Origin of the sequence: Pseudomonas sp. NC02 (assembly GCF_002874965.1) — a bacterium.
Lineage (GTDB): Bacteria > Pseudomonadota > Gammaproteobacteria > Pseudomonadales > Pseudomonadaceae > Aquipseudomonas.
Genome location: NZ_CP025624.1, coordinates 4,616,838 through 4,636,250 on the forward strand (window position 1 = coordinate 4,616,838; position 19,413 = coordinate 4,636,250).

A 19,413-nucleotide genomic window follows, 5' to 3' on the forward strand; every position below is an offset into this window, starting at 1 on the left:
ACAGATGAAAGTAAGCTTGAAACCAAGATGGGGGCTGCCTGCAAAAAAAACAAGCGTAATGGCATCAGTTAAACGCAGTAAAAACAAAGGGGCCCCTTAAGGCCCCTTTATTTTGTACAGCTCGGCAGTGCAACGCTTACGCGTCTGGCGCAGCCTTGGCAGCCGGCTCACTGTTTTCGTAGATATACAGTGGCTTGGACTTGCCTTCTATAACGCTTTCGTCGATCACCACTTTACTCACCTCGGACTGCGAGGGGATTTCGTACATGGTGTCGAGCAGTACGCCTTCGAGGATCGAGCGCAAACCACGGGCGCCGGTCTTGCGCTCCAGTGCCCGCTTGGCCACCGATTTGAGCGCGTCAGCACGGAACTCGAGGTCCACACCTTCCATCTCGAACAGCTTGGCGTATTGCTTGGTCAGGGCGTTTTTCGGCTCGGTGAGGATCTGCATCAACGCAGCCTCATCCAGCTCGTCCAGCGTCGCCAGGACCGGCAGACGGCCAACGAATTCAGGGATCAGACCGAACTTGACCAAATCGTCAGGCTCGACTTCACGCAGGGATTCACCGACTTTCTTGCCTTCTTCCTTGCTGCGTACTTCTGCACTGAAGCCAATGCCGCCACGGGTGGAACGGTTTTGAATAACCTTTTCCAGGCCGGAGAACGCACCGCCACAGATGAACAGGATGTTGCGCGTATCAACCTGAAGGAATTCCTGCTGCGGGTGCTTGCGGCCGCCTTGTGGCGGTACGGAAGCAACCGTGCCTTCGATCAGTTTCAACAGCGCTTGCTGCACGCCTTCACCGGAAACGTCCCGGGTGATCGACGGGTTGTCGGATTTGCGCGAAATCTTGTCGATTTCATCGATGTAGACAATGCCCATCTGGGCCTTCTCCACGTCGTAGTCGCATTTCTGCAGCAGCTTCTGAATGATGTTCTCGACGTCTTCACCTACGTAACCGGCCTCGGTAAGAGTGGTTGCGTCGGCAATGGTGAAGGGAACGTTCAGCAGGCGAGCCAGGGTCTCTGCAAGCAGGGTTTTACCCGAGCCTGTAGGGCCGATCAGCAAGATGTTGCTTTTGCCGAGCTCGACGTCGTCACTTTTCTTGTCACGCTGGTTCAGACGCTTGTAGTGGTTGTACACCGCTACGGCCAGAACCTTCTTTGCACGCTCTTGACCAATCACATACTGATCAAGGATGCCGCTGATTTCTTTAGGCGAAGGCAATTTATGCGCGCTGCTTTCGGCCTGGGCTTCCTGCACCTCCTCACGGATGATGTCATTGCACAGGTCGACGCACTCGTCGCAGATAAAGACCGAGGGGCCGGCAATCAACTTGCGTACTTCATGCTGGCTTTTGCCACAGAAGGAGCAATAGAGCAGCTTGCCGTTGTCCTCGCCGTTGCGGGTGTCAGTCATTCGTTCGATCCAAATCCGATAGGCTTGCAACACAAGATGAAGGCTATTGAGGGCTTTTTCAAGTCCACTGGTGGTCGGACCTGCCGACCAGCCCTATTTTGAGCTGCTTATATTAAGCGGGGCGCTTTTCGATCACTGCGTCGATCAACCCGTACTCACGAGCCGCTTCGGCGCTCATGAAATTGTCACGGTTGGTGTCGCGCTCGATCTCTTCCAGGGTATGCCCGCTATGTTTGGCCATCAGCGTGTTGAGACGCTCACGAATAAAGAGGATTTCCTTGGCATGGATTTCGATGTCCGATGCCTGGCCCTGGAAACCGCCCAGTGGCTGGTGAATCATCACGCGAGAGTTCGGCAGGCAGTAACGCTTGCCCTCAGCACCAGCGGTCAGCAGGAAAGCACCCATGCTGCACGCCTGACCGATACAGGTGGTCGATACGTTCGGCTTGATGAACTGCATGGTGTCGTAGATCGACATGCCCGCTGTCACCGAACCGCCCGGGGAGTTGATGTAGAGATGGATGTCCTTGTCCGGATTTTCCGCTTCAAGGAACAGCAGCTGCGCACAAATCAGGTTGGCCATGTAGTCCTCTACCGGACCAACCAGAAAGATCACTCGCTCCTTGAGCAGGCGCGAGTAGATGTCATAGGCGCGTTCGCCACGAGCAGATTGCTCGACAACCATCGGGACCAGGCCGCCAGCGGCCTGGATATCAGAGTTCTGCTGAATATACGAATTACGGAACATGCTCTGCAGTTACTCCCAAATAGTCATGTCTTGAATACGCATAAGCCAGCGCGAGGCTGGCTTATGGGTGTATTTTCAAACGAGTTGAGCGATCAGTCGGCTTGTGCTGCTTCAGCCGGCTTGACTGCTTCTTCGTAAGAGACCGCTTTATCGGTCACCTTAGCCTTCTGCAGAACAGTATCCACAACTTGCTCTTCCAGCACAACCGAACGCACTTCGTTCAGCTGCTGGTCGTTCTTGTAGTACCAGGACACAACAGCCTCAGGCTCCTGGTAGGCCGAAGCCATTTCCTGGATCATTTCGCGAACGCGCGTTTCGTCAGGCTTGAGGTCGAATTGCTTGACCACTTCAGCCACGATCAGACCCAGTACAACGCGGCGCTTGGCCTGTTCTTCGAACAGTTCGGCCGGCAGTTGGTCAGGCTTGATGTTGCCGCCGAACTGCTGAACAGCCTGCACGCGCAGACGATCAACTTCGTTGGACAGCAGGGCCTTCGGCACTTCGATCGGGTTGGCAGCCAGCAGACCGTCCATCACCTGGTTCTTGACCTTGGATTTGATGGCCTGGCGCAGTTCACGCTCCATGTTCTTGCGAACTTCGGTGCGGAAACCTTCGATGCCGGTTTCCTTGATGCCGAACTGGTTGAAGAACTCTTCGTTCAGTTCTGGCAGCTTGGGCTCGGAAACGGTGTTGACGGTCACGGTGAACTCGGCGGTTTTGCCAGCCAGGTCCAGGTTCTGATAGTCAGCCGGGAAAGTCAGGTTCAGAACGCGCTCTTCGCCGGCTTTGGCGCCAACCAGGCCGTCTTCGAAACCAGGAATCATGCGGTTGGAACCCAGCACCAGCTGAGTACCCTTGGCGGAGCCGCCAGCGAATGCTTCGCCGTCAACCTTGCCTACGAAATCGATGTTCAGCTGGTCTTCGTTCTGGGCAGCACGATCGGCCACTTCAAAACGGGTGTTCTGCTTGCGCAGGATTTCCAGCATGTTGTCCAGGTCGGAGTCAGCAACATCAGCGCTCAGGCGCTCGATGGCGATCGAATCGAAACCGGCAACTTCGAACTCAGGGAACACTTCGAAGATTGCAACGTATTCCAGATCCTTGCCTGCTTCCAGGGACTTGGGCTCGATGGAAGGCGAGCCAGCCGGGTTCAGCTTTTGCTCGACAACGGCTTCGTAGAAGGAAGCCTGGATCACGTCACCTACAGCTTCCTGACGTGCATCAGCACCGAAGCGGCGCTTGATTTCGCTCATTGGCACTTTGCCTGGACGGAAACCAGCGATCTTGGCCTTTTGGGCAGTCTGCTGCAGACGCTTGTTGACCTGGGTCTCGATGCGCTCGGCCGGCACGGTGATGCTCATGCGGCGCTCAAGAGCAGAAGTATTTTCAACAGAAACTTGCATGGATATTCCTCGTTGCACAGACGTTAGCTGGCCGTTTCCGACCCCAGAATCAAGGGCATGCATTCTAGTGGGTCAAACTCAAGAAGTCACCCTACTGAAAACGGGTAAAAAAACAGCAGGCAATTTATAGGTGCGAATGCACGAGTGCAGCTCGCCCCGGTGGCAAATACATCCCATCATGCCAGGGCTCTGCGCCAACCCTTCTATATATAGAAGCGCTTGCCAATCATCTCCCTGACAACCGACCCTGCGGACAAGGCCGGCAAGCAGTGCGGCATCATCGCGAAACATAAATACGACGAAACGCCCTGCCCTGCAGCCCAACACCTGCGACTGCGTTGAAACTCAAACCGCTGAAACAAAAAAGGCGCCAGACTATTAATCTGGCGCCTTTCGAAATATGGGGTGGACGAAGGGGATCGAACCCTCGACAACGGGAGTCACAATCCCGTGCTCTACCAACTGAGCTACGCCCACCATATTGCGTGACCAAAAAGCCCGTCAAAAAGGCTATTTGTTGAGCTTCGCGCCGACCCGCAGGCCTTCACGAAACTTTATTTGGTGCGGATGAAGAGACTCGAACTCTTACACCTTGCGGCGCTGGAACCTAAATCCAGTGTGTCTACCAATTCCACCACATCCGCGCTTGAAGCTTTTAAAGCAAAGGCGCCAGACTATTAATCTGGCGCCTTTTCAAATATGGGGTGGACGAAGGGGATCGAACCCTCGACAACGGGAGTCACAATCCCGTGCTCTACCAACTGAGCTACGCCCACCATATTGCGCTACTTGTGCCAAAGCTGCCTAATGGCGCACCCGGCAGGACTCGAACCTGCGACCATCCGCTTAGAAGGCGGATGCTCTATCCAGCTGAGCTACGGGCGCCTTATTAATCTGTACTCTTGGAGGATTACAAACTAACCAGTGCTAGGCTGTGCCCGACAAGTGCGACGAATAGTATAGATGGACCCGAAACCCGTCAAATCCTTTTTATAAAAAATTCATTTTATTTAAGGGGTTAGGGGAATTTGCAGACCAAGCGCCTTTGCCCTCACGCCATGGCATGCGAGAATGCGCGCACTTTTCTTCCCCCTCTCGATGGTTAATCACGCGTAATGACTGCACAACTTATCGACGGCAAATCAATCGCCGCCAGCCTGCGCCAGCAGATCGCCAAACGAGTCGCCGAGCGCAGCCAACAAGGCCTGCGCACGCCGGGCCTCGCGGTGATCCTGGTCGGCAGCGATCCTGCCTCTCAGGTTTATGTCTCGCACAAGCGTAAAGACTGTGAAGAGGTCGGCTTTATTTCCAAAGCCTACGACTTGGCTGAAGACACCACCCAACAGGCCCTCACCGACCTGATCGACAGCCTGAACGACGATCCGGCCATCGACGGCATCCTGCTGCAACTGCCATTGCCCGAGCATCTGGACGCGTCGAAATTGCTCGAACGCATCCGCCCGGACAAGGACGTCGACGGTTTCCACCCTTATAACGTCGGCCGCCTGGCCCAGCGTATCCCGCTGCTGCGCCCGTGCACCCCGAAGGGCATCATGACCCTGCTGGAAAGCACCGGCGTCGATCTGTATGGCCTGGATGCCGTCGTCGTCGGCGCCTCGAACATCGTCGGTCGCCCGATGGCCATGGAACTGCTGCTGGCCGGCTGCACCGTGACCGTGACCCACCGCTTCACCAAGGACCTGGCCGGCCACGTTGGCCGCGCCGACCTGGTGGTCGTCGCCGCCGGCAAGCCGGGCCTAGTCAAGGGTGAGTGGATCAAGGAAGGCGCCATCGTCATCGACGTGGGCATCAACCGCCAGGACGATGGCAAGCTCGTGGGCGACGTGGTGTACGAAACCGCCCTGCCCCGTGCCGGCTGGATCACCCCGGTACCCGGTGGTGTCGGCCCGATGACCCGTGCCTGCCTGCTGGAAAACACCCTGTACGCCGCCGAAACCCTGCACGTCTAATAACCAGCCGTTCTGAAAGAGCCCTGCCTTATCGCAGGGCTTTTTATTGGCCGAAAAAAAGTAGTTTTTTCTTTGTTTTTAAGGGGTTTCATCTGTTTTCAGAAGAACATTCGACAGTTTCTGATCCATACTCCTAAAATGTAACGGCATTTATCAGAAAGTCCGTGCAGAACGGTATATCCCTACTTTTTTTAGCGAGTTCATCCGCGTGAAAATTCATCTTTCCATTGTCAGCCTATTTTTTGCATTGACAGGCACCTTCGCGAGCGCAAGCGAAACCACCACCACTCCCCGCGACATGTCCACCCTGCACATCGCCTCCGGCAGTGCGATGGTGGTAGACCTGCAGACCAACAAAGTCATCTATGCCAGCAACCCGGATGTCATCGTGCCGATCGCCTCGGTGAGCAAACTGATGACCGGCCTGATCGTGCTGGAAGCCAAGCAGAACATGGATGAATACATCGACATCAACATCAAGGACACGCCAGAGATGAAAGGCGTGTTCTCCCGGGTCAAGATCGGCAGCGAGATGCCGCGCAAGGAGATGTTGCTGATTGCCCTGATGTCTTCGGAAAACCGCGCCGCCGCCAGCCTTGCCCACCACTATCCGGGCGGCTACCCGGCCTTCATCGCAGCGATGAACGCCAAGGCCAAGGCACTGGGCATGACCAGTACCCATTACGTGGAACCAACCGGCCTGTCGATCCATAACGTGTCCACCGCCCGCGACCTGAGCAAGCTGCTGGCCGCCGCACGCAAGTACCCGATGCTCAGCCAGTTGAGCACCACCAAGGAAAAGACCGTCTCGTTCCGCAAACCCAACTACACCCTGGGTTTCTCCAACACTGACCACCTGATCAACCGCGCCAACTGGGACATCAAGCTGACCAAGACCGGCTTTACCAACCAGGCCGGCCATTGCCTGGTGCTGGTGACCAGCATGGGTAATCGCCCGGTGTCGCTGGTGATCCTCGATGCCTTCGGCAAATTCACCCACTTTGCCGATGCCGGGCGCATCCGCAGCTGGGTCGAAACCGGCAAGAGCGGCTCGGTGCCAGACGTCGCATTGCGCTACAAGGCTGACAAGAACCTGAAGAACCGCCCACGGGCGAATGTTCAGGTCACCGAGTCCCGCTGATCCGTAAATAGCGACATAAAAAACGGCGCCCTTGAGCGCCGTTTTTTATTTGGCCTGACTGGCCAGTGCCTTGACTGCTTGGGCCGCCGCCTGTTCCTGACCCGCCTGGGCTGTGGCGCTGGCAGCCTGCTGCCAGCGCTGGGCGTCGACCTTGACCGGCAACTGGGTGGGCCGCTGAATCAGTACCGCCCACTTGCCGCCGTCTTTCCACGCCGACTCAAACGCACTGAAATCCATCGGCATGCGTCGCGCCAACCCTGTACGCAGCAACACCATGCTCTTCTGCTTGTTGTAACCCACCACCACGACATACCGCGGACCGGCCCAGAAGGTTGAGCCCTGGGTGATACGCGCCATCACCGGGTACCCGGCCGCGACCTGTGCCAGCAGCGCCGGCAACTGATCTTCCAGCGGGTACACCAACATCCCGTATTCACGGGCCAGCACCTGCATGTTGCGCTCAAGGTCCGCTTCAGCGCCCGGCAAATGCAGTGGCTTATCCAATAGCCCCGGTGTAATCACAATGCCTTGTTGAGACAGCATGCTGGCCAGAGCGGCTGGGCCACCGAGGTAAGTCTCACCACGAAACGCCGGCACGCCCTTGAGCTCGACACTCTCCGGCAGCCCCGGGATGCTCGTGGGTTTTGGATGCGAGGAACAGGCCGCCAGCCCCATGAAACAGGCGGCGACCCACCAGGAGGTTTTAATGTTCGAGGGAAACCGCAACTTCTTCACTCACTTGATCAACGGTCGACGTGGGCCCTGATCATAGGACGCTCCGGGGCGCGGGTATAGCCTTGCAGCGCAGTAAAAGGCCGGCGATAGAGCAAACAAGTTGGACGCACACGACCATTGGTCAATAGCAGGCAACCTGCGGATAGCTAGACTGTCCATTGAGAAGACAGTGTGTGCCCGGCACCGGGCGAAAGGAGGCACTTATGAGCCTGACAACAACGATTCTGCTTTTGATCTGTGGCTGGCTGGCCGTCTCCGCCGCCATGCTGTGGGGCGTGATGCGCGTGACCCGCCGGCACCATCACCCACACGTAAAACCCGCAGCACCCGGCAAGCTGCACAAACCCGCCGGGCACCACGCCTGACGCCTTAGCCAGGCATGCAACTGAAGTCTTCGGTCTGCGCCAACTCCTTGCCGTGGCTATCCTTCAACTCGGCACGCACCGACGTACCCAGGCTGGATTCCACCAGGGTGTAATGCTCGCCGGCCTTGAAGTTGCCGTAGGTCACATGCCCGCGACAATCCTGCTGGTTATCATCCCCCGCCTCTTCTTCAAACAAGGTGACGTCCAGGCGATGCGCGCCGGGTTTCACTTCGAAGTAGCGGCCATCATTAATGTTTTTACCGTCTACCCGCTCGGCCATCAGGTCGTTGGGTGCCTCCTCTTGCAAGCCGATCCAGGCTTCGCTCGGGTCCGCCTTCGGCATCGGGCCGGCACACGCCGACAACAACAGGACCGCACTCAAGGCCGGGATCAACAACAAGGGTTTAAGCGACATGGCAGAACTCCAAATGGATAAAGAGTGAACAGGCGAAACAGCTCCCGTTCGATCGGTATCCAGCTTGTTACTGTCACCATTGTTGAACAAATGAATACATATGAAAGGATCTTCAGCCGTTAACTAAATCTTCCTTCACCTGGCTGAAAGGTGCGTGTTAGGTGGGTCCGTCAAGACTGCGAGCGTTTGCAATCCAACTCCTTTGGAGGTTACGGCATGCTCGGGCTGGTAAAGACCGCACTGCTCAAGCCCTACACGTTTATCGTGCTGGCAATTTTCATCTGCATCATCGGGCCCATGGCGGCCTTGCGTACCCCCACTGACGTATTTCCCGATATTGGCATCCCCGTCGTTGCGGTGGTTTGGCAGTACAACGGCCTGTCTCCGGACGCCATGGCCGGTCGCGTGATCTACACCTACGAACGCTCCCTGAGTACCACCGTCAACGACATCGAGCACATTGAATCGCAGTCGTTACCCGGCATGGGCATCGTGAAGATTTTCTTCCAGCCCGGCGTGGATATCCGCACCGCCAACGCCCAGGTAACAGCGGTGTCACAAACCGTGCTCAAGCAGATGCCACCGGGCATTACGCCGCCGCTGATCCTCAACTACAGCGCCTCTACGGTGCCGATTCTGCAGATGGCGTTCTCCAGCCCCAGCTTGTCGGAAGCGAAGATCCGCGACCTGGTGCAGAACAACATCCGCTTGCCCCTGAGCGCCCTGCCCGGCCTGGCCATGCCCACGCCAATGGGCGGCAAGCAACGCCAGATCACCCTCGACCTCGACCCGCAGGCGCTGGCCGCCAAAGGCCTCTCGGCGCAGGACGTAGGCAACGCCCTGGCCCTGCAGAACCAGATTATCCCGGTGGGTACCGCCAAACTCGGCCCCAACGAATACACGATTTTGCTCAACAACAGCCCGAAGGCGATTGATGAGCTCAACGACTTGCCGATCAAGACAGTCGACGGTGCGATCATCACCATCGGCCAGGTGGCCCACGTGCGTGACGGCTCGCCGCCGCAGACCAACATCGTGCGCGTCGACGGCCACCGTGCGGTGCTGATGCCGGCCCTGAAAAACGGCAGCATCTCCACCCTGTCGATCATCGACGGCATCCGCCAGATGCTGCCGCGCATCAATGAAACCCTGCCGCCGTCGCTGAAGACCTCGCTGCTCGGCGACGCCTCGGTGTTCGTCAAACAGTCGGTGGGCAGCGTGGCCCAGGAAGGCATCATCGCCGCCTTGCTGACCAGTGCGATGATCCTGCTGTTCCTCGGCAGCTGGCGCTCGACCATCATCATCGCCGCGTCGATTCCCCTCGCGGTGCTGTCGGCCATCGCCCTGCTGGCGGCCACCGGGCAAACCCTCAACGTCATGACCCTCGGCGGGCTGGCGTTGGCGGTAGGGATCCTGGTGGACGACGCCACAGTGACCATCGAGAACATCAACTGGCACCTGGAACAAGGCAAGGCGGTGAAGGACGCGATCCTCGACGGCGCCAAGCAAATCGTCGGCCCGGCGTTCGTGTCCCTGCTGTGTATCTGCATCGTGTTTGTGCCGATGTTCATGCTGCAAGGCATCGCCGGCTACCTGTTCCGCCCGATGGCATTGGCGGTGATTTTCGCCATGGCCAGCTCGTTCATTCTGTCGCGAACCCTGGTGCCGACCCTGGCGATGTTCCTGCTCAAGCCGCACGTGCCGGAGCAAGGTGAAGGTCATCACCCGGAAGATGAGTTCATCAACCATCACGAGGGCGACCAGCACAAACCGCAGCGCAACGCGGTGCTGCAATCGGTGCTGAATTTCCAGCAGGGTTTTGAGCGTCACTTCTCCAACGTGCGGGACGTTTATCACGGCCTGCTGACCCTGGCCCTCGGCGCCCGCAAGCGCTTCATCATCGGCTTCCTGGCGTGCATCCTCGCCTCGTTCCTGTTGCTGCCAAGCCTGGGCCAGGACTTCTTCCCTGCCACCGACGCCGGTGCCATGGCCCTGCACGTGCGCTTGCCGCTGGGCACACGCATCGAAGAAAGCGCCGCAGCATTTGACCGGATCGAAGCGCGGATTCGCGAGATCGTTCCCGCAGATGAACTGGACACCATCGTCGACAACATCGGCATCCCGCTGAGCGGCATCGACATGGCCTACAGCAGCAGTGGCACCATCGGCCCACAGGACGGCGATATCCAGGTCACCCTGAAAAAGGACCATGCGCCCACCGCCGACTACGTGAAAAAACTGCGTGAAGCGTTGCCCGAAAGCTTCCCCGGCAGCCAGTTCGCATTCCTCCCGGCAGACATCAGCAGCCAGATCCTCAACTTCGGTTCGCCGGCCCCGCTGGACGTGAAAATCTCCGGGCGCAGCGATGAAGAAAACCGCGCCTACGCCATCGAACTGGAACGTCGCCTGAAACACATACCGGGCATTGCCGACCTGCGAATCCAGCAGTCCACCGGCTACCCGTCACTGCAAGTCAACGTGGACCGCATGCGTGCCAACGGCCTGGGCATCACCGAGCGTGACGTAACCAACAGCATGGTTGCGTCCCTGGCCGGCAGCTCGCAAACCGCACCAACGTTCTGGCTCAACCCGGCCAACGGCGTGTCGTATTCGATCGTGGCAGCCACCCCGCAATACCGCCTCGACAGCCTGCCGTCCCTGGAAGCGTTGCCGGTAACCGGTGCCGATGGTCAGTCGCAGATCCTCGGCGGCGTGGCGACCATCTCGCGGGTACAAAGCCCGGCGGTGGTGACCCACTACAACATCGAGCCGACCCTGGACCTGTACGCCAACGTGCAAGGCCGCGACCTCGGCGGCGTCGCCAGCGATGTGCAAAAAGTGCTGAACGACATGGCCCCGATGCGCCCCAAAGGCGCGACCATCAGCCTGCACGGGCAGATCGATGCGCTGCATGAAGCGTTCAACGGCTTGAGCTTCGGCCTGCTCGGTGCGGTGGTGCTGATCTACCTGCTGATCGTGGTCAACTTCCAGTCCTGGACCGACCCGTTCGTGATCATCACCGCACTGCCGGCAGCGCTGGCGGGGATCGTGTGGATGCTGTTCCTCAGCGGCACGTCATTGTCGGTGCCCGCACTCACGGGGGCCATCCTCTGTATGGGCGTGGCCACCGCCAACTCGATCCTGGTGGTGAGCTTCTGCCGAGAGCGCCTGGCCGAACATGGCGATGCACTCAAGGCCGCACTGGAAGCCGGCTACACCCGTTTCCGCCCGGTCTGCATGACCGCCCTGGCGATGATCATCGGCATGTTGCCGCTGGCCTTGTCCGAAGAACAAAACGCGCCGCTGGGACGTGCCGTGATCGGCGGCCTGATCCTCGCCACCACTGCCACTTTGCTGTTTGTACCCGTGGTCTTCAGCCTGGTCCACGGTCGTCACCCTACTCGCGCTGCTGCTGGAGAAACTTCACATGTCGTCTGATCACAAACCCTCGCGCAAGCGTCTGATGCTCATGGGTGTCGGCGGCCTGACACTGGCTGCCCTGTTGGTCGCCAACGGCCTGCACGCCCGTACGATGCATGAAAAATCCGTCACCGCCTGGACCGAAACCGCCGCCGTGCCGCAGGTGCTGGTGTTCCAGCCCAAACAGAACGCGGCCGGCGACACCCTGCGCCTGCCCGCGCATCTGGAAGCCTGGAGCAAGGCACCGATTCATGCACGGGTCAGCGGTTACCTGAAAGACTGGAAAGTCGACATCGGCAGCCAGGTCAAGGCCGGGCAGATTCTCGCCGAGATCGACAGCCCCGACCTCGACCAGCAGGTAGCACAAACCCACGCGCGCATGGTGCAGGAACAGGCCAATGCACGACTGGCGCAAACCACTGCCACCCGCTGGAAAAACCTGCTGGACAGCCATTCGGTATCGCGCCAGGAGGCCGATGAAAAAACCTCCAACGCGCTGGCGGCCAAGGCCAACGCCCAGGCCGCCGAGGCTGACTATGCGCGGCTCTCGGCCCTGGAAGACTACAAGACCATTCGCGCGCCATTCGCCGGTGTGATCACCGCGCGCAACACTGACATCGGCCAGTTGATCAAGGCTGACAGCGACAGCGATCCGGAACTGTTCGACATCGCCGACACCCACCAACTGCGCCTCTACGTGCCGGTGCCGCAGAACTACGCCGCGGTGATTCATCCCGGGCTGGCCGCCCAACTGACGGTACCCGAGCACCCCGGCGAACACTTCAGCGCGAAGCTGATGGGCGACTCCACCGCCATCGACCGCCGCTCCGGCACCCTGCTCGCACAGTTCGTGGCCGACAACCCGGACGGCAAGTTGCTGCCCGGCGACTACGCCGAAGCCACCCTGGCGATTCCGGCGGATACCCATGGCGTGAGCATCCCGGCCAGCGCCCTGATCTTCCGCGCCGAAGGCACCCAGGTCGCGGTACTGGACGCCAAGAACCACGTGCACCTGCAAGACATCCACATCGGCCTCGACCTCGGCGAGCGCCTGGTGATTGACCAGGGCCTGAAACCCGCCGATCGCGTAGTCGACAACCCACCCGACGCACTGCGCGAAGGCGACGCCGTGCAAATGGCCGATGCCGGAGGTGCCCATGCGCCCAAGGCTTAAACCCCTCGCGGCCCTGGTATTGGTGGCACTGCACGGTTGCTCGCTGGCGCCCACCTACAAGGCGCCGACCATCGACCTGCCGGCCAAGTACCGCGAACAGACCAGCGACGGTCCGTGGCACAGCGCACAACCGTCCGACCAACTGGCGCCGAAGTGGTGGCAGCTTTACCAGGACCCACGCCTGAACGACCTGCAGGAACAACTGCTCAAGGCCAACCCGGACCTGGCCGCAGCGTTGGCGCATTTCGATGCGTCACAAGCGTATGCCAGCCAACTGCATGCCGGGCTGTTCCCGCAAATAACCGCCAGCGCGCAACCGTTGCGCCAGCGGCAATCGGACAATCGGCCACTGCGGGGTGATACCCAGCCTTCGGTGTACAACAGCAACACGGCGGGGTTTGCGCTGAGCTTCGATCTGGATCTGTGGGGCAAAATCCGCAACCAGGTGGCGGCTGGCGATGCACAGGCCCAAGCCTCCGGGGATGATTTGGCGGTGGCACGCCTGAGCCTGCAGCATCAGTTGGCGACGCTGTACGTGCAGCTCAACGGACTGGATGCCCAGAGCCGGATTCTCAGCAGTTCGCTGGATGATTTTGGCCAGGCGCTGAAACTGACCCGCAGCCGGTACGAGGGGCAGATCGCCTCGGAGCTCGACCTGACCCGGGCGCAGAATCAGCTGGCTGAAGCACAGGCGCAGCTTGACGATGTGCGCGGTCAACGCAATCTCACCGAGCATGCGATTGGTGAATTGGTGGGCGTATCCGCCAGTGAATTCCAGCTGCCGCCGAGCCAGCAATTGATCGCGCTGCCGGGGATTCCGCAACAACTGCCGAGCCACCTGCTGCAACGCCGGCCGGATATCGCGGCAGCCGAGCGACGGGTGTTTGCGGCCAACGCGAATATCGGCGTGGCCAAGGCGGCGTGGTACCCGGATTTCAGTTTGACCGGCTTGATTGGCGGGCAGACCCAAGGTGTGGGCAACTTGTTCTCCGCCGCCAATCGGTATTGGGCGCTGGGGCCGCTGGTGAATCTGCCGATCTTTGATGGCGGCCGGTTGAGCGCCAATGAGCGCCAGGCCAAGGCGGAGTTTGAAGAGGCTTCGGCGCACTATCGCAGCCAGGTGTTAAGAGCCGTGCGTGAGGTGGAAGACAACCTTGGGCAACTGCGCGACTTGCAGCAGGAGGCGATGGACGAACAAGCCGCCGCGAATGCCGCCGAACACACACAGGCACTGGCGATGAACAGTTACCAGGCGGGGGCTGTGAGTTACCTGGATGTGGTGACGGCGCAGACGGCGGCGTTGCAGGCGCAGCGCACGTTGCAGGCGGTGCAGACGCGGCAGTTGCAGGCGAGTGTGGGTTTGGTGACGGCGCTGGGCGGAGGCTGGAAGCCCGACGCCTGATACCTGTCTCAAGAACGACAGTGATCAACTGTGGGAGCGGGCTTGCTCGCGAAGGCGGTGGGTCAGCACCGGATATGCTGGCTGACACACCGCCTTCGCGAGCAAGCCCGCTCCCACATTTTATCGCAGTGACTGGACGTACTCAGGCAGCCAACTTACCGCTGGCGATTGCCACCGAAGCTGCCACCATCGCCCTCAGCAACACCGCACACCCCGCCGCCAAATCATCCGGCGCCGCGTTCTCGATTTCGTTATGGCTGATGCCACCTTCACACGGCACAAAGATCATCCCCGCGGGCCCCAGTTCCGCGACGAAGATCGCGTCGTGCCCTGCCCCGCTCACGATATCCATGTTGGACAACCCCAACCCATTGGCCGCATCACGCACGGCATCCACGCAGCCTTTGTCGAAGTACAGCGGCGGGAAGTCAGCGGTGGGTGTCATCTCGAACGTGAGGCCGTGCTTGGCGCAGGTTTCGTCAATCACTTTGCGCACCTGGGCAATCATCGAATCCAACCGCGCCGGTTCCAGATGGCGGAAGTCCAAGGTCATGCGCACTTCGCCAGGAATGACGTTGCGTGAGCCCGGATACGCTTGCAGGCAACCGACGGTGCCGCAGGCGTGAGGCTGATGACCCAACGCCGCCGCGTTAACTGCAGCCACCACGGCCGCGGCACCGACCAGGGCATCCTTGCGCAGGTGCATCGGGGTCGGCCCCGCATGCGCCTCGACACCCCGCAGTTTCAGGTCGAACCATTTCTGGCCAAGGGCGCCCAGCACCACACCGATGGTTTTCTTTTCATCCTCAAGAATCGGACCTTGCTCGATATGTGCTTCGAAATATGCGCCCACCTTGTGCCCGCTCACCGGGCGTGATCCGGCATACCCAATGGCATTCAGCGCATCGCCCACGGTCACGCCGTCGGCATCCGTCTTGGCCAGCGTGTCGGCCAGGGTGAATTTCTCGGCAAACACCCCGGAGCCCATCATGCATGGAGGAAAGCGCGAGCCTTCTTCGTTGGTCCACACCACCACTTCCAGCGGCGCTTCGGTTTCCACCTTCAGGTCATTGAGGGTGCGCAATACCTCAACGCCCGCCAGCACGCCAAAACAGCCATCAAACTTGCCGCCGGTGGGCTGGGTGTCGATATGGCTGCCGGTCATCACCGGCGGCAACTGGGGATTGCGCCCCGGCCGGCGGGCGAAGATATTGCCGACGCCATCGATGGTCACGGTACAGCCCGCTTCCTCGCACCACTTCACAAACAGGTCGCGGGCCTGGCGATCGAGGTCGGTCAGGGCCAGGCGGCAGACGCCGCCCTTGGGGGTGGCGCCGAGCTTGGCGAGTTCCATCAGGGACAGCCACAGACGATCGCGGTTGATGTGCTGATGGGTGGATTGCAGAACGTCTATGGCAGCGTTCATGGGGATCTCCTCAGGCAGTAGTTCTTATGAATTTGACCAGACTCTCACTGGAGGACTGCGATCAAAAATGTGGGAGCGGGCTTGCTCGCGAAGGCGGTGATTCAGCTAACACATCTGGCGACTGGCACACCGTATTCGCGAGCAAGCCCGCTCCCACATTTGATTGCATTCCACATCGATTAAAGCGGTGTTTTCACCGCGACCACACGAGCCCCGCGTTTCATGCAGAGGGCGTAATACAATAGGCCACCGAGCGCCGAGCCGGTGAACCAGCCATAGCTGTAGAACCAGCTGAACGCGTCGCTGCCCAGGGACAGCAACGTCAACACCACCGGCACGCCAAACGCCAGGAAGCCATGCCAGTTCCACGCCGGGTACACGTCATCGCGATACAAACCGGCGAGGTCCAGTTGCTGTTTCTTGATGATGAAATAGTCCACCACCATGATGCCGGCGATCGGCCCCAAGAGGCTTGAGTAACCCAGCAACCAGTTGGAATAGACGGTTTCCAGGCTCACGTCGGAAATGATCAGCCCGAGCTTTTTCAGCAGTTCGTGGGCCATCAGCGCCAGGCCCACCAGGCCGGTGAGCACCACCGCCGTGGTGCGGTTGATCAGCTTGGGGGCGATGTTCTGGAAGTCGTTGGTGGGCGAGACGATGTTCGCCGCGGTGTTGGTGGACAAGGTGGCGATGATGATCAGCGCCATCGCCACGGCCACCCACACCGGGCTCTGGATATGGCCGATCAGGGTGACCGGGTCGGAGACGCTGACGCCCACCAGTTTCACCGAGGCGGCGGTCATGATTACGCCGAGGGCGGCGAACAGGAACATGGTCAGCGGCAGGCCGAAAATCTGCCCGAGGATCTGGTCTTTCTGGCTTTTGGCGTAGCGGCTGAAGTCGGGAATGTTCAACGACAAGGTGGCCCAGAAACCCACCATCGCCGTCAGGCCCGCCATGAAGTAGCCGGTGAGGCTGGCGCCTTCGGGACGTTTGGGCGGGATCGCCATCAGCTCGGTCAGCGACACATTCGGCAGCGCCCACACCAGCAGCCCGATACCCACCGCCACCAGCAGCGGTGCCGACAGGGTTTCCAGCCATTTGATCGACTCGGCGCCACGCAATACCACCCACAGGTTCAGGGTCCAGAAGATCATGAAGCCGATCACTTCACCGGTGCCACCAAGGGACTTCCAACCCTCGAAAACCGAGCCCAGGAACAGGTGGATCGCCAGGCCGCCAAACATCGTCTGGATACCGAACCAGCCACACGCCACCAACGCGCGGATCAGGCACGGCACGTTGGAGCCGAGCACGCCGAAGGACGAGCGCAGCAACACCGGAAACGGGATGCCGTACTTGGTACCGGGGAAGGCGTTGAGGGTCAGCGGGATCAGCACCACGATATTGGCCAGCAGGATCGCCATCAGCGCCTCGCCCACCGACAACCCGAAGTACGCGGTGAGCACGCCGCCCAGGGTGTAGGTCGGCACACACACCGACATGCCGATCCACAGCGCGGTGATATGCCACTTGTTCCAGGTGCGTTCGCGCACCTTGGTCGGTGCCATGTCGTGGTTGTAGCGGGGGCTGTCGAGGACGTCGGGGCCGGCGTCGAGTTCGTACAGGCCGTTGCGCTCAATGACTTGCGATCTGTTCTGTTGCATGGCCGCTCCACGGTTTTTTCGAATTATTTTTGCTCATCCCGTGACGTGCACGGGATGGCCGGAGTACCTCGTTGACAACATGACATCCGGGACCCGGCCAACCGCCACCGCACTCAATAACCGTGCCGTAAACCGTCAACCTGCCCGCACCGCTTATATAACTTGCTGATGTTTATCAGCTTTATTGTCTCGACCGAAGAGCCCCTCGTTACTTTCAGCGTTACTCAGGCCAAATAACGCAGAAGTTGTCCGAACCATCAGGACTCAATCTGGTGCAACACAATTATTTTTATTTACCGGCCCCGTCAAGAGGCATGTCTCAAGCGTCTGATTTGCAATAGGAAATGTTGCTCATATTGGGAACCTGTCAAGTGCGTCAAAATGGTGAGAGGTCGCTACATTTTGGTGATTTTGATTTTTTATCGTTAAAATTCAATCAGTTATTACATACATAAGCTTATAAAAAATATTCTTGCTCATTCGAAAAACTCGGGCTAGTTTCTATTCCTGTCACCGCTGACAGGAATTAATTTTCCAGCGGCGCGATGCATGACAACACTTAGAACTGGCACAAGCCGGTCAAGCCTGTGAGGAACTCGACATGTCGCTGTTGATCCGTGGCGCTACCGTTATTACCCATGATGAAAGTTACCGAGCCGATGTTTTATGCGCAGACGGTCTAATTCGCGCCATTGGCACTGATCTGGATATTCCCGCCGGCACCGAGATACTCGACGGCAGCGGTCAATACCTGATGCCCGGCGGCATCGACCCCCACACCCATATGCAGTTGCCCTTCATGGGCACCGTGGCCAGTGAAGATTTTTTCAGTGGCACGGCCGCCGGGTTGGCGGGCGGCACCACGTCGATCATCGACTTCGTGATTCCCAACCCGCAGCAATCCCTGCTGGAAGCCTTCCATCAGTGGCGCGGCTGGGCCGAGAAGTCGGCGTCCGACTACGGCTTTCACGTCGCCATTACCTGGTGGAGCGAGCAGGTCCGCGAGGAAATGGCCGAGCTGGTGAGCCAACACGGCATCAACAGCTTCAAGCATTTCATGGCGTACAAGAACGCGATCATGGCCGCCGACGACACCTTGGTGGCGAGTTTCGAACGCTGCCTGGAACTGGGTGCGGTACCGACGGTGCATGCCGAAAACGGCGAGCTGGTGTATCACCTGCAACGCAAGCTGATGGCCCAGGGCATTACCGGGCCTGAAGCGCATCCGTTGTCGCGGCCTTCGCAGGTGGAAGGTGAAGCCGCCAGCCGGGCGATCAGGATTGCCGAAACCATCGGTACGCCGCTGTACCTGGTGCACGTGTCCACCAAGGAAGCGCTGGATGAAATCACCTACGCCCGCAGCAAGGGCCAGCCGGTGTACGGCGAAGTATTGGCCGGGCATCTGCTGCTGGACGACAGCGTGTATCAACACCCCGACTGGCAGACCGCCGCCGGCTATGTGATGAGCCCGCCCTTCCGCCCGCGCGGGCATCAGGAGGCACTGTGGCATGGCCTGCAATCGGGCAACCTGCACACCACCGCCACCGACCATTGCTGCTTCTGCGCCGAGCAAAAAGCCGCCGGGCGGGATGACTTCAGCAAGATTCCCAATGGCACTGCCGGTATCGAAGACCGCATGGCGCTGTTGTGGGATGAGGGCGTGAACACTGGGCGCTTGTCGATGCAGGAATTCGTTGCGCTGACGTCTACCAACACGGCGAAGATCTTCAACCTGTACCCGCGTAAAGGTGCGATCCGCGTGGGGGCCGATGCTGACCTGGTGCTGTGGGACCCGCAAGGCACACGGACCATTTCCGCGAAGACTCACCACCAGAAAGTCGACTTCAACATCTTCGAAGGCAAGACCGTGCGCGGCGTGCCGAGCCATACCATCAGCCAGGGCAAGCTGGTCTGGGCGGATGGGGATTTGCGCGCCGAACGGGGTGCGGGTCGGTATATCGAACGGCCGACGTATCCGCCGGTGTTTGAGCAGTTGAGCAAGCGGGCGGAGCGTTCCAGGCCGCTTGCTGTGAAACGCTGAGGCCGCCATTCGCGAGCAAGCCCGCTCCCACATTCGACTGCATTTATCCTGCTGGAATGGGGACGAATGTGGGAGCGGGCTTGCTC

Annotated in this window: 14 protein-coding genes and 4 tRNA genes; 7 read left to right on the plus strand and 11 right to left on the minus strand. The window is 59.5% G+C overall.

What is annotated here, in order from left to right; all coding sequences use genetic code 11:
• Positions 1 to 136: 136 nt before the first annotated feature.
• The 7 genes from clpX to C0058_RS21675 form a co-directional block, all read right to left on the minus strand.
• Positions 137 to 1,420 (minus strand): ATP-dependent Clp protease ATP-binding subunit ClpX, encoded by a 1,284-nt coding sequence (gene clpX / locus C0058_RS21645; protein ID WP_003207856.1) that lies wholly within the window; start codon positions 1,418 to 1,420, stop codon positions 137 to 139.
• A gap of 112 nt (positions 1,421 to 1,532) precedes the next feature.
• Positions 1,533 to 2,168, minus strand: a complete 636-nt coding sequence (gene clpP, locus C0058_RS21650; protein ID WP_003174822.1) for an ATP-dependent Clp endopeptidase proteolytic subunit ClpP — start codon at positions 2,166 to 2,168, stop codon at positions 1,533 to 1,535.
• A 92-nt stretch (positions 2,169 to 2,260) separates the two neighbouring features.
• On the minus strand, positions 2,261 to 3,571 hold the full coding sequence (gene tig, locus C0058_RS21655; protein WP_003207855.1) for a trigger factor: 1,311 nt from the start codon (positions 3,569 to 3,571) through the stop codon (positions 2,261 to 2,263).
• 401 nt (positions 3,572 to 3,972) lie between these two features.
• A tRNA-His gene (locus tag C0058_RS21660) sits at positions 3,973 to 4,048 on the minus strand.
• An 82-nt stretch (positions 4,049 to 4,130) separates the two neighbouring features.
• Positions 4,131 to 4,215, minus strand: a tRNA-Leu gene (locus C0058_RS21665).
• A gap of 56 nt (positions 4,216 to 4,271) precedes the next feature.
• Positions 4,272 to 4,347, minus strand: a tRNA-His gene (locus C0058_RS21670).
• Positions 4,348 to 4,379: 32 nt separating this feature from the next.
• A tRNA-Arg gene (locus tag C0058_RS21675) sits at positions 4,380 to 4,456 on the minus strand.
• A gap of 230 nt (positions 4,457 to 4,686) precedes the next feature.
• Between C0058_RS21675 and folD the strand changes: the two genes are divergently transcribed.
• Together folD and pbpG are read left to right on the plus strand one after the other, a co-directional pair.
• Positions 4,687 to 5,541 carry a bifunctional methylenetetrahydrofolate dehydrogenase/methenyltetrahydrofolate cyclohydrolase FolD gene (folD, locus tag C0058_RS21680; RefSeq protein WP_003207853.1) on the plus strand — a complete coding sequence of 285 codons (855 nt, stop codon included), beginning with the start codon at positions 4,687 to 4,689 and terminating at the stop codon, positions 5,539 to 5,541.
• Between the two features lie 208 nt (positions 5,542 to 5,749).
• Positions 5,750 to 6,682: a D-alanyl-D-alanine endopeptidase gene (pbpG, locus tag C0058_RS21685; RefSeq protein ID WP_102369541.1), complete on the plus strand. Its 933-nt coding sequence runs from the start codon at positions 5,750 to 5,752 to the stop codon at positions 6,680 to 6,682.
• 45 nt (positions 6,683 to 6,727) lie between these two features.
• Here the strand turns inward: pbpG and C0058_RS21690 are convergent, their stop codons facing one another.
• Positions 6,728 to 7,357 (minus strand): peptidase C39 family protein, encoded by a 630-nt coding sequence (locus tag C0058_RS21690; protein WP_102370290.1) that lies wholly within the window; start codon positions 7,355 to 7,357, stop codon positions 6,728 to 6,730.
• 263 nt (positions 7,358 to 7,620) lie between these two features.
• Between C0058_RS21690 and C0058_RS32830 the strand changes: the two genes are divergently transcribed.
• On the plus strand, positions 7,621 to 7,782 hold the full coding sequence (locus C0058_RS32830) for a hypothetical protein (protein ID WP_168197517.1): 162 nt from the start codon (positions 7,621 to 7,623) through the stop codon (positions 7,780 to 7,782).
• Positions 7,783 to 7,786: 4 nt separating this feature from the next.
• On the opposite strand, the gene C0058_RS21695 is transcribed toward C0058_RS32830, so the two are convergent.
• Positions 7,787 to 8,197, minus strand: a complete 411-nt coding sequence (locus tag C0058_RS21695) for a hypothetical protein (protein WP_102369542.1) — start codon at positions 8,195 to 8,197, stop codon at positions 7,787 to 7,789.
• Between the two features lie 216 nt (positions 8,198 to 8,413).
• Between C0058_RS21695 and C0058_RS21700 the strand changes: the two genes are divergently transcribed.
• Genes C0058_RS21700 through C0058_RS21710 form a run of 3 tightly spaced genes read left to right on the plus strand, consistent with a single transcriptional unit; the run spans position 8,414 to position 14,193 of the window.
• Positions 8,414 to 11,635: an efflux RND transporter permease subunit gene (locus tag C0058_RS21700; protein WP_087693205.1), complete on the plus strand. Its 3,222-nt coding sequence runs from the start codon at positions 8,414 to 8,416 to the stop codon at positions 11,633 to 11,635.
• Positions 11,625 to 12,791, plus strand: coding sequence for an efflux RND transporter periplasmic adaptor subunit (locus C0058_RS21705; RefSeq protein WP_102369543.1), 1,167 nt, complete (start codon positions 11,625 to 11,627; stop codon positions 12,789 to 12,791). Before C0058_RS21700 ends, C0058_RS21705 begins: the two co-directional genes overlap by 11 nt.
• Positions 12,775 to 14,193, plus strand: coding sequence for an efflux transporter outer membrane subunit (locus C0058_RS21710; RefSeq protein ID WP_003207839.1), 1,419 nt, complete (start codon positions 12,775 to 12,777; stop codon positions 14,191 to 14,193). The genes C0058_RS21705 and C0058_RS21710 overlap by 17 nt, the downstream gene beginning before the upstream one ends.
• 142 nt (positions 14,194 to 14,335) lie before the next feature.
• On the opposite strand, the gene C0058_RS21715 is transcribed toward C0058_RS21710, so the two are convergent.
• Positions 14,336 to 15,619: a Zn-dependent hydrolase gene (locus C0058_RS21715; RefSeq protein WP_087693198.1), complete on the minus strand. Its 1,284-nt coding sequence runs from the start codon at positions 15,617 to 15,619 to the stop codon at positions 14,336 to 14,338.
• Between the two features lie 179 nt (positions 15,620 to 15,798).
• A complete protein-coding gene (locus C0058_RS21720; RefSeq protein ID WP_102369544.1) occupies positions 15,799 to 17,286 on the minus strand; it encodes an NCS1 family nucleobase:cation symporter-1 in 1,488 nt (495 codons plus the stop codon).
• Positions 17,287 to 17,887: 601 nt separating this feature from the next.
• Between C0058_RS21720 and hydA the strand changes: the two genes are divergently transcribed.
• The gene (gene hydA / locus C0058_RS21725; RefSeq protein ID WP_102369545.1) at positions 17,888 to 19,327 is read left to right on the plus strand and encodes a dihydropyrimidinase; all 1,440 of its coding nucleotides are present in this window, start codon (positions 17,888 to 17,890) and stop codon (positions 19,325 to 19,327) included.
• The last annotated feature ends 86 nt before the right edge of the window (positions 19,328 to 19,413 follow it).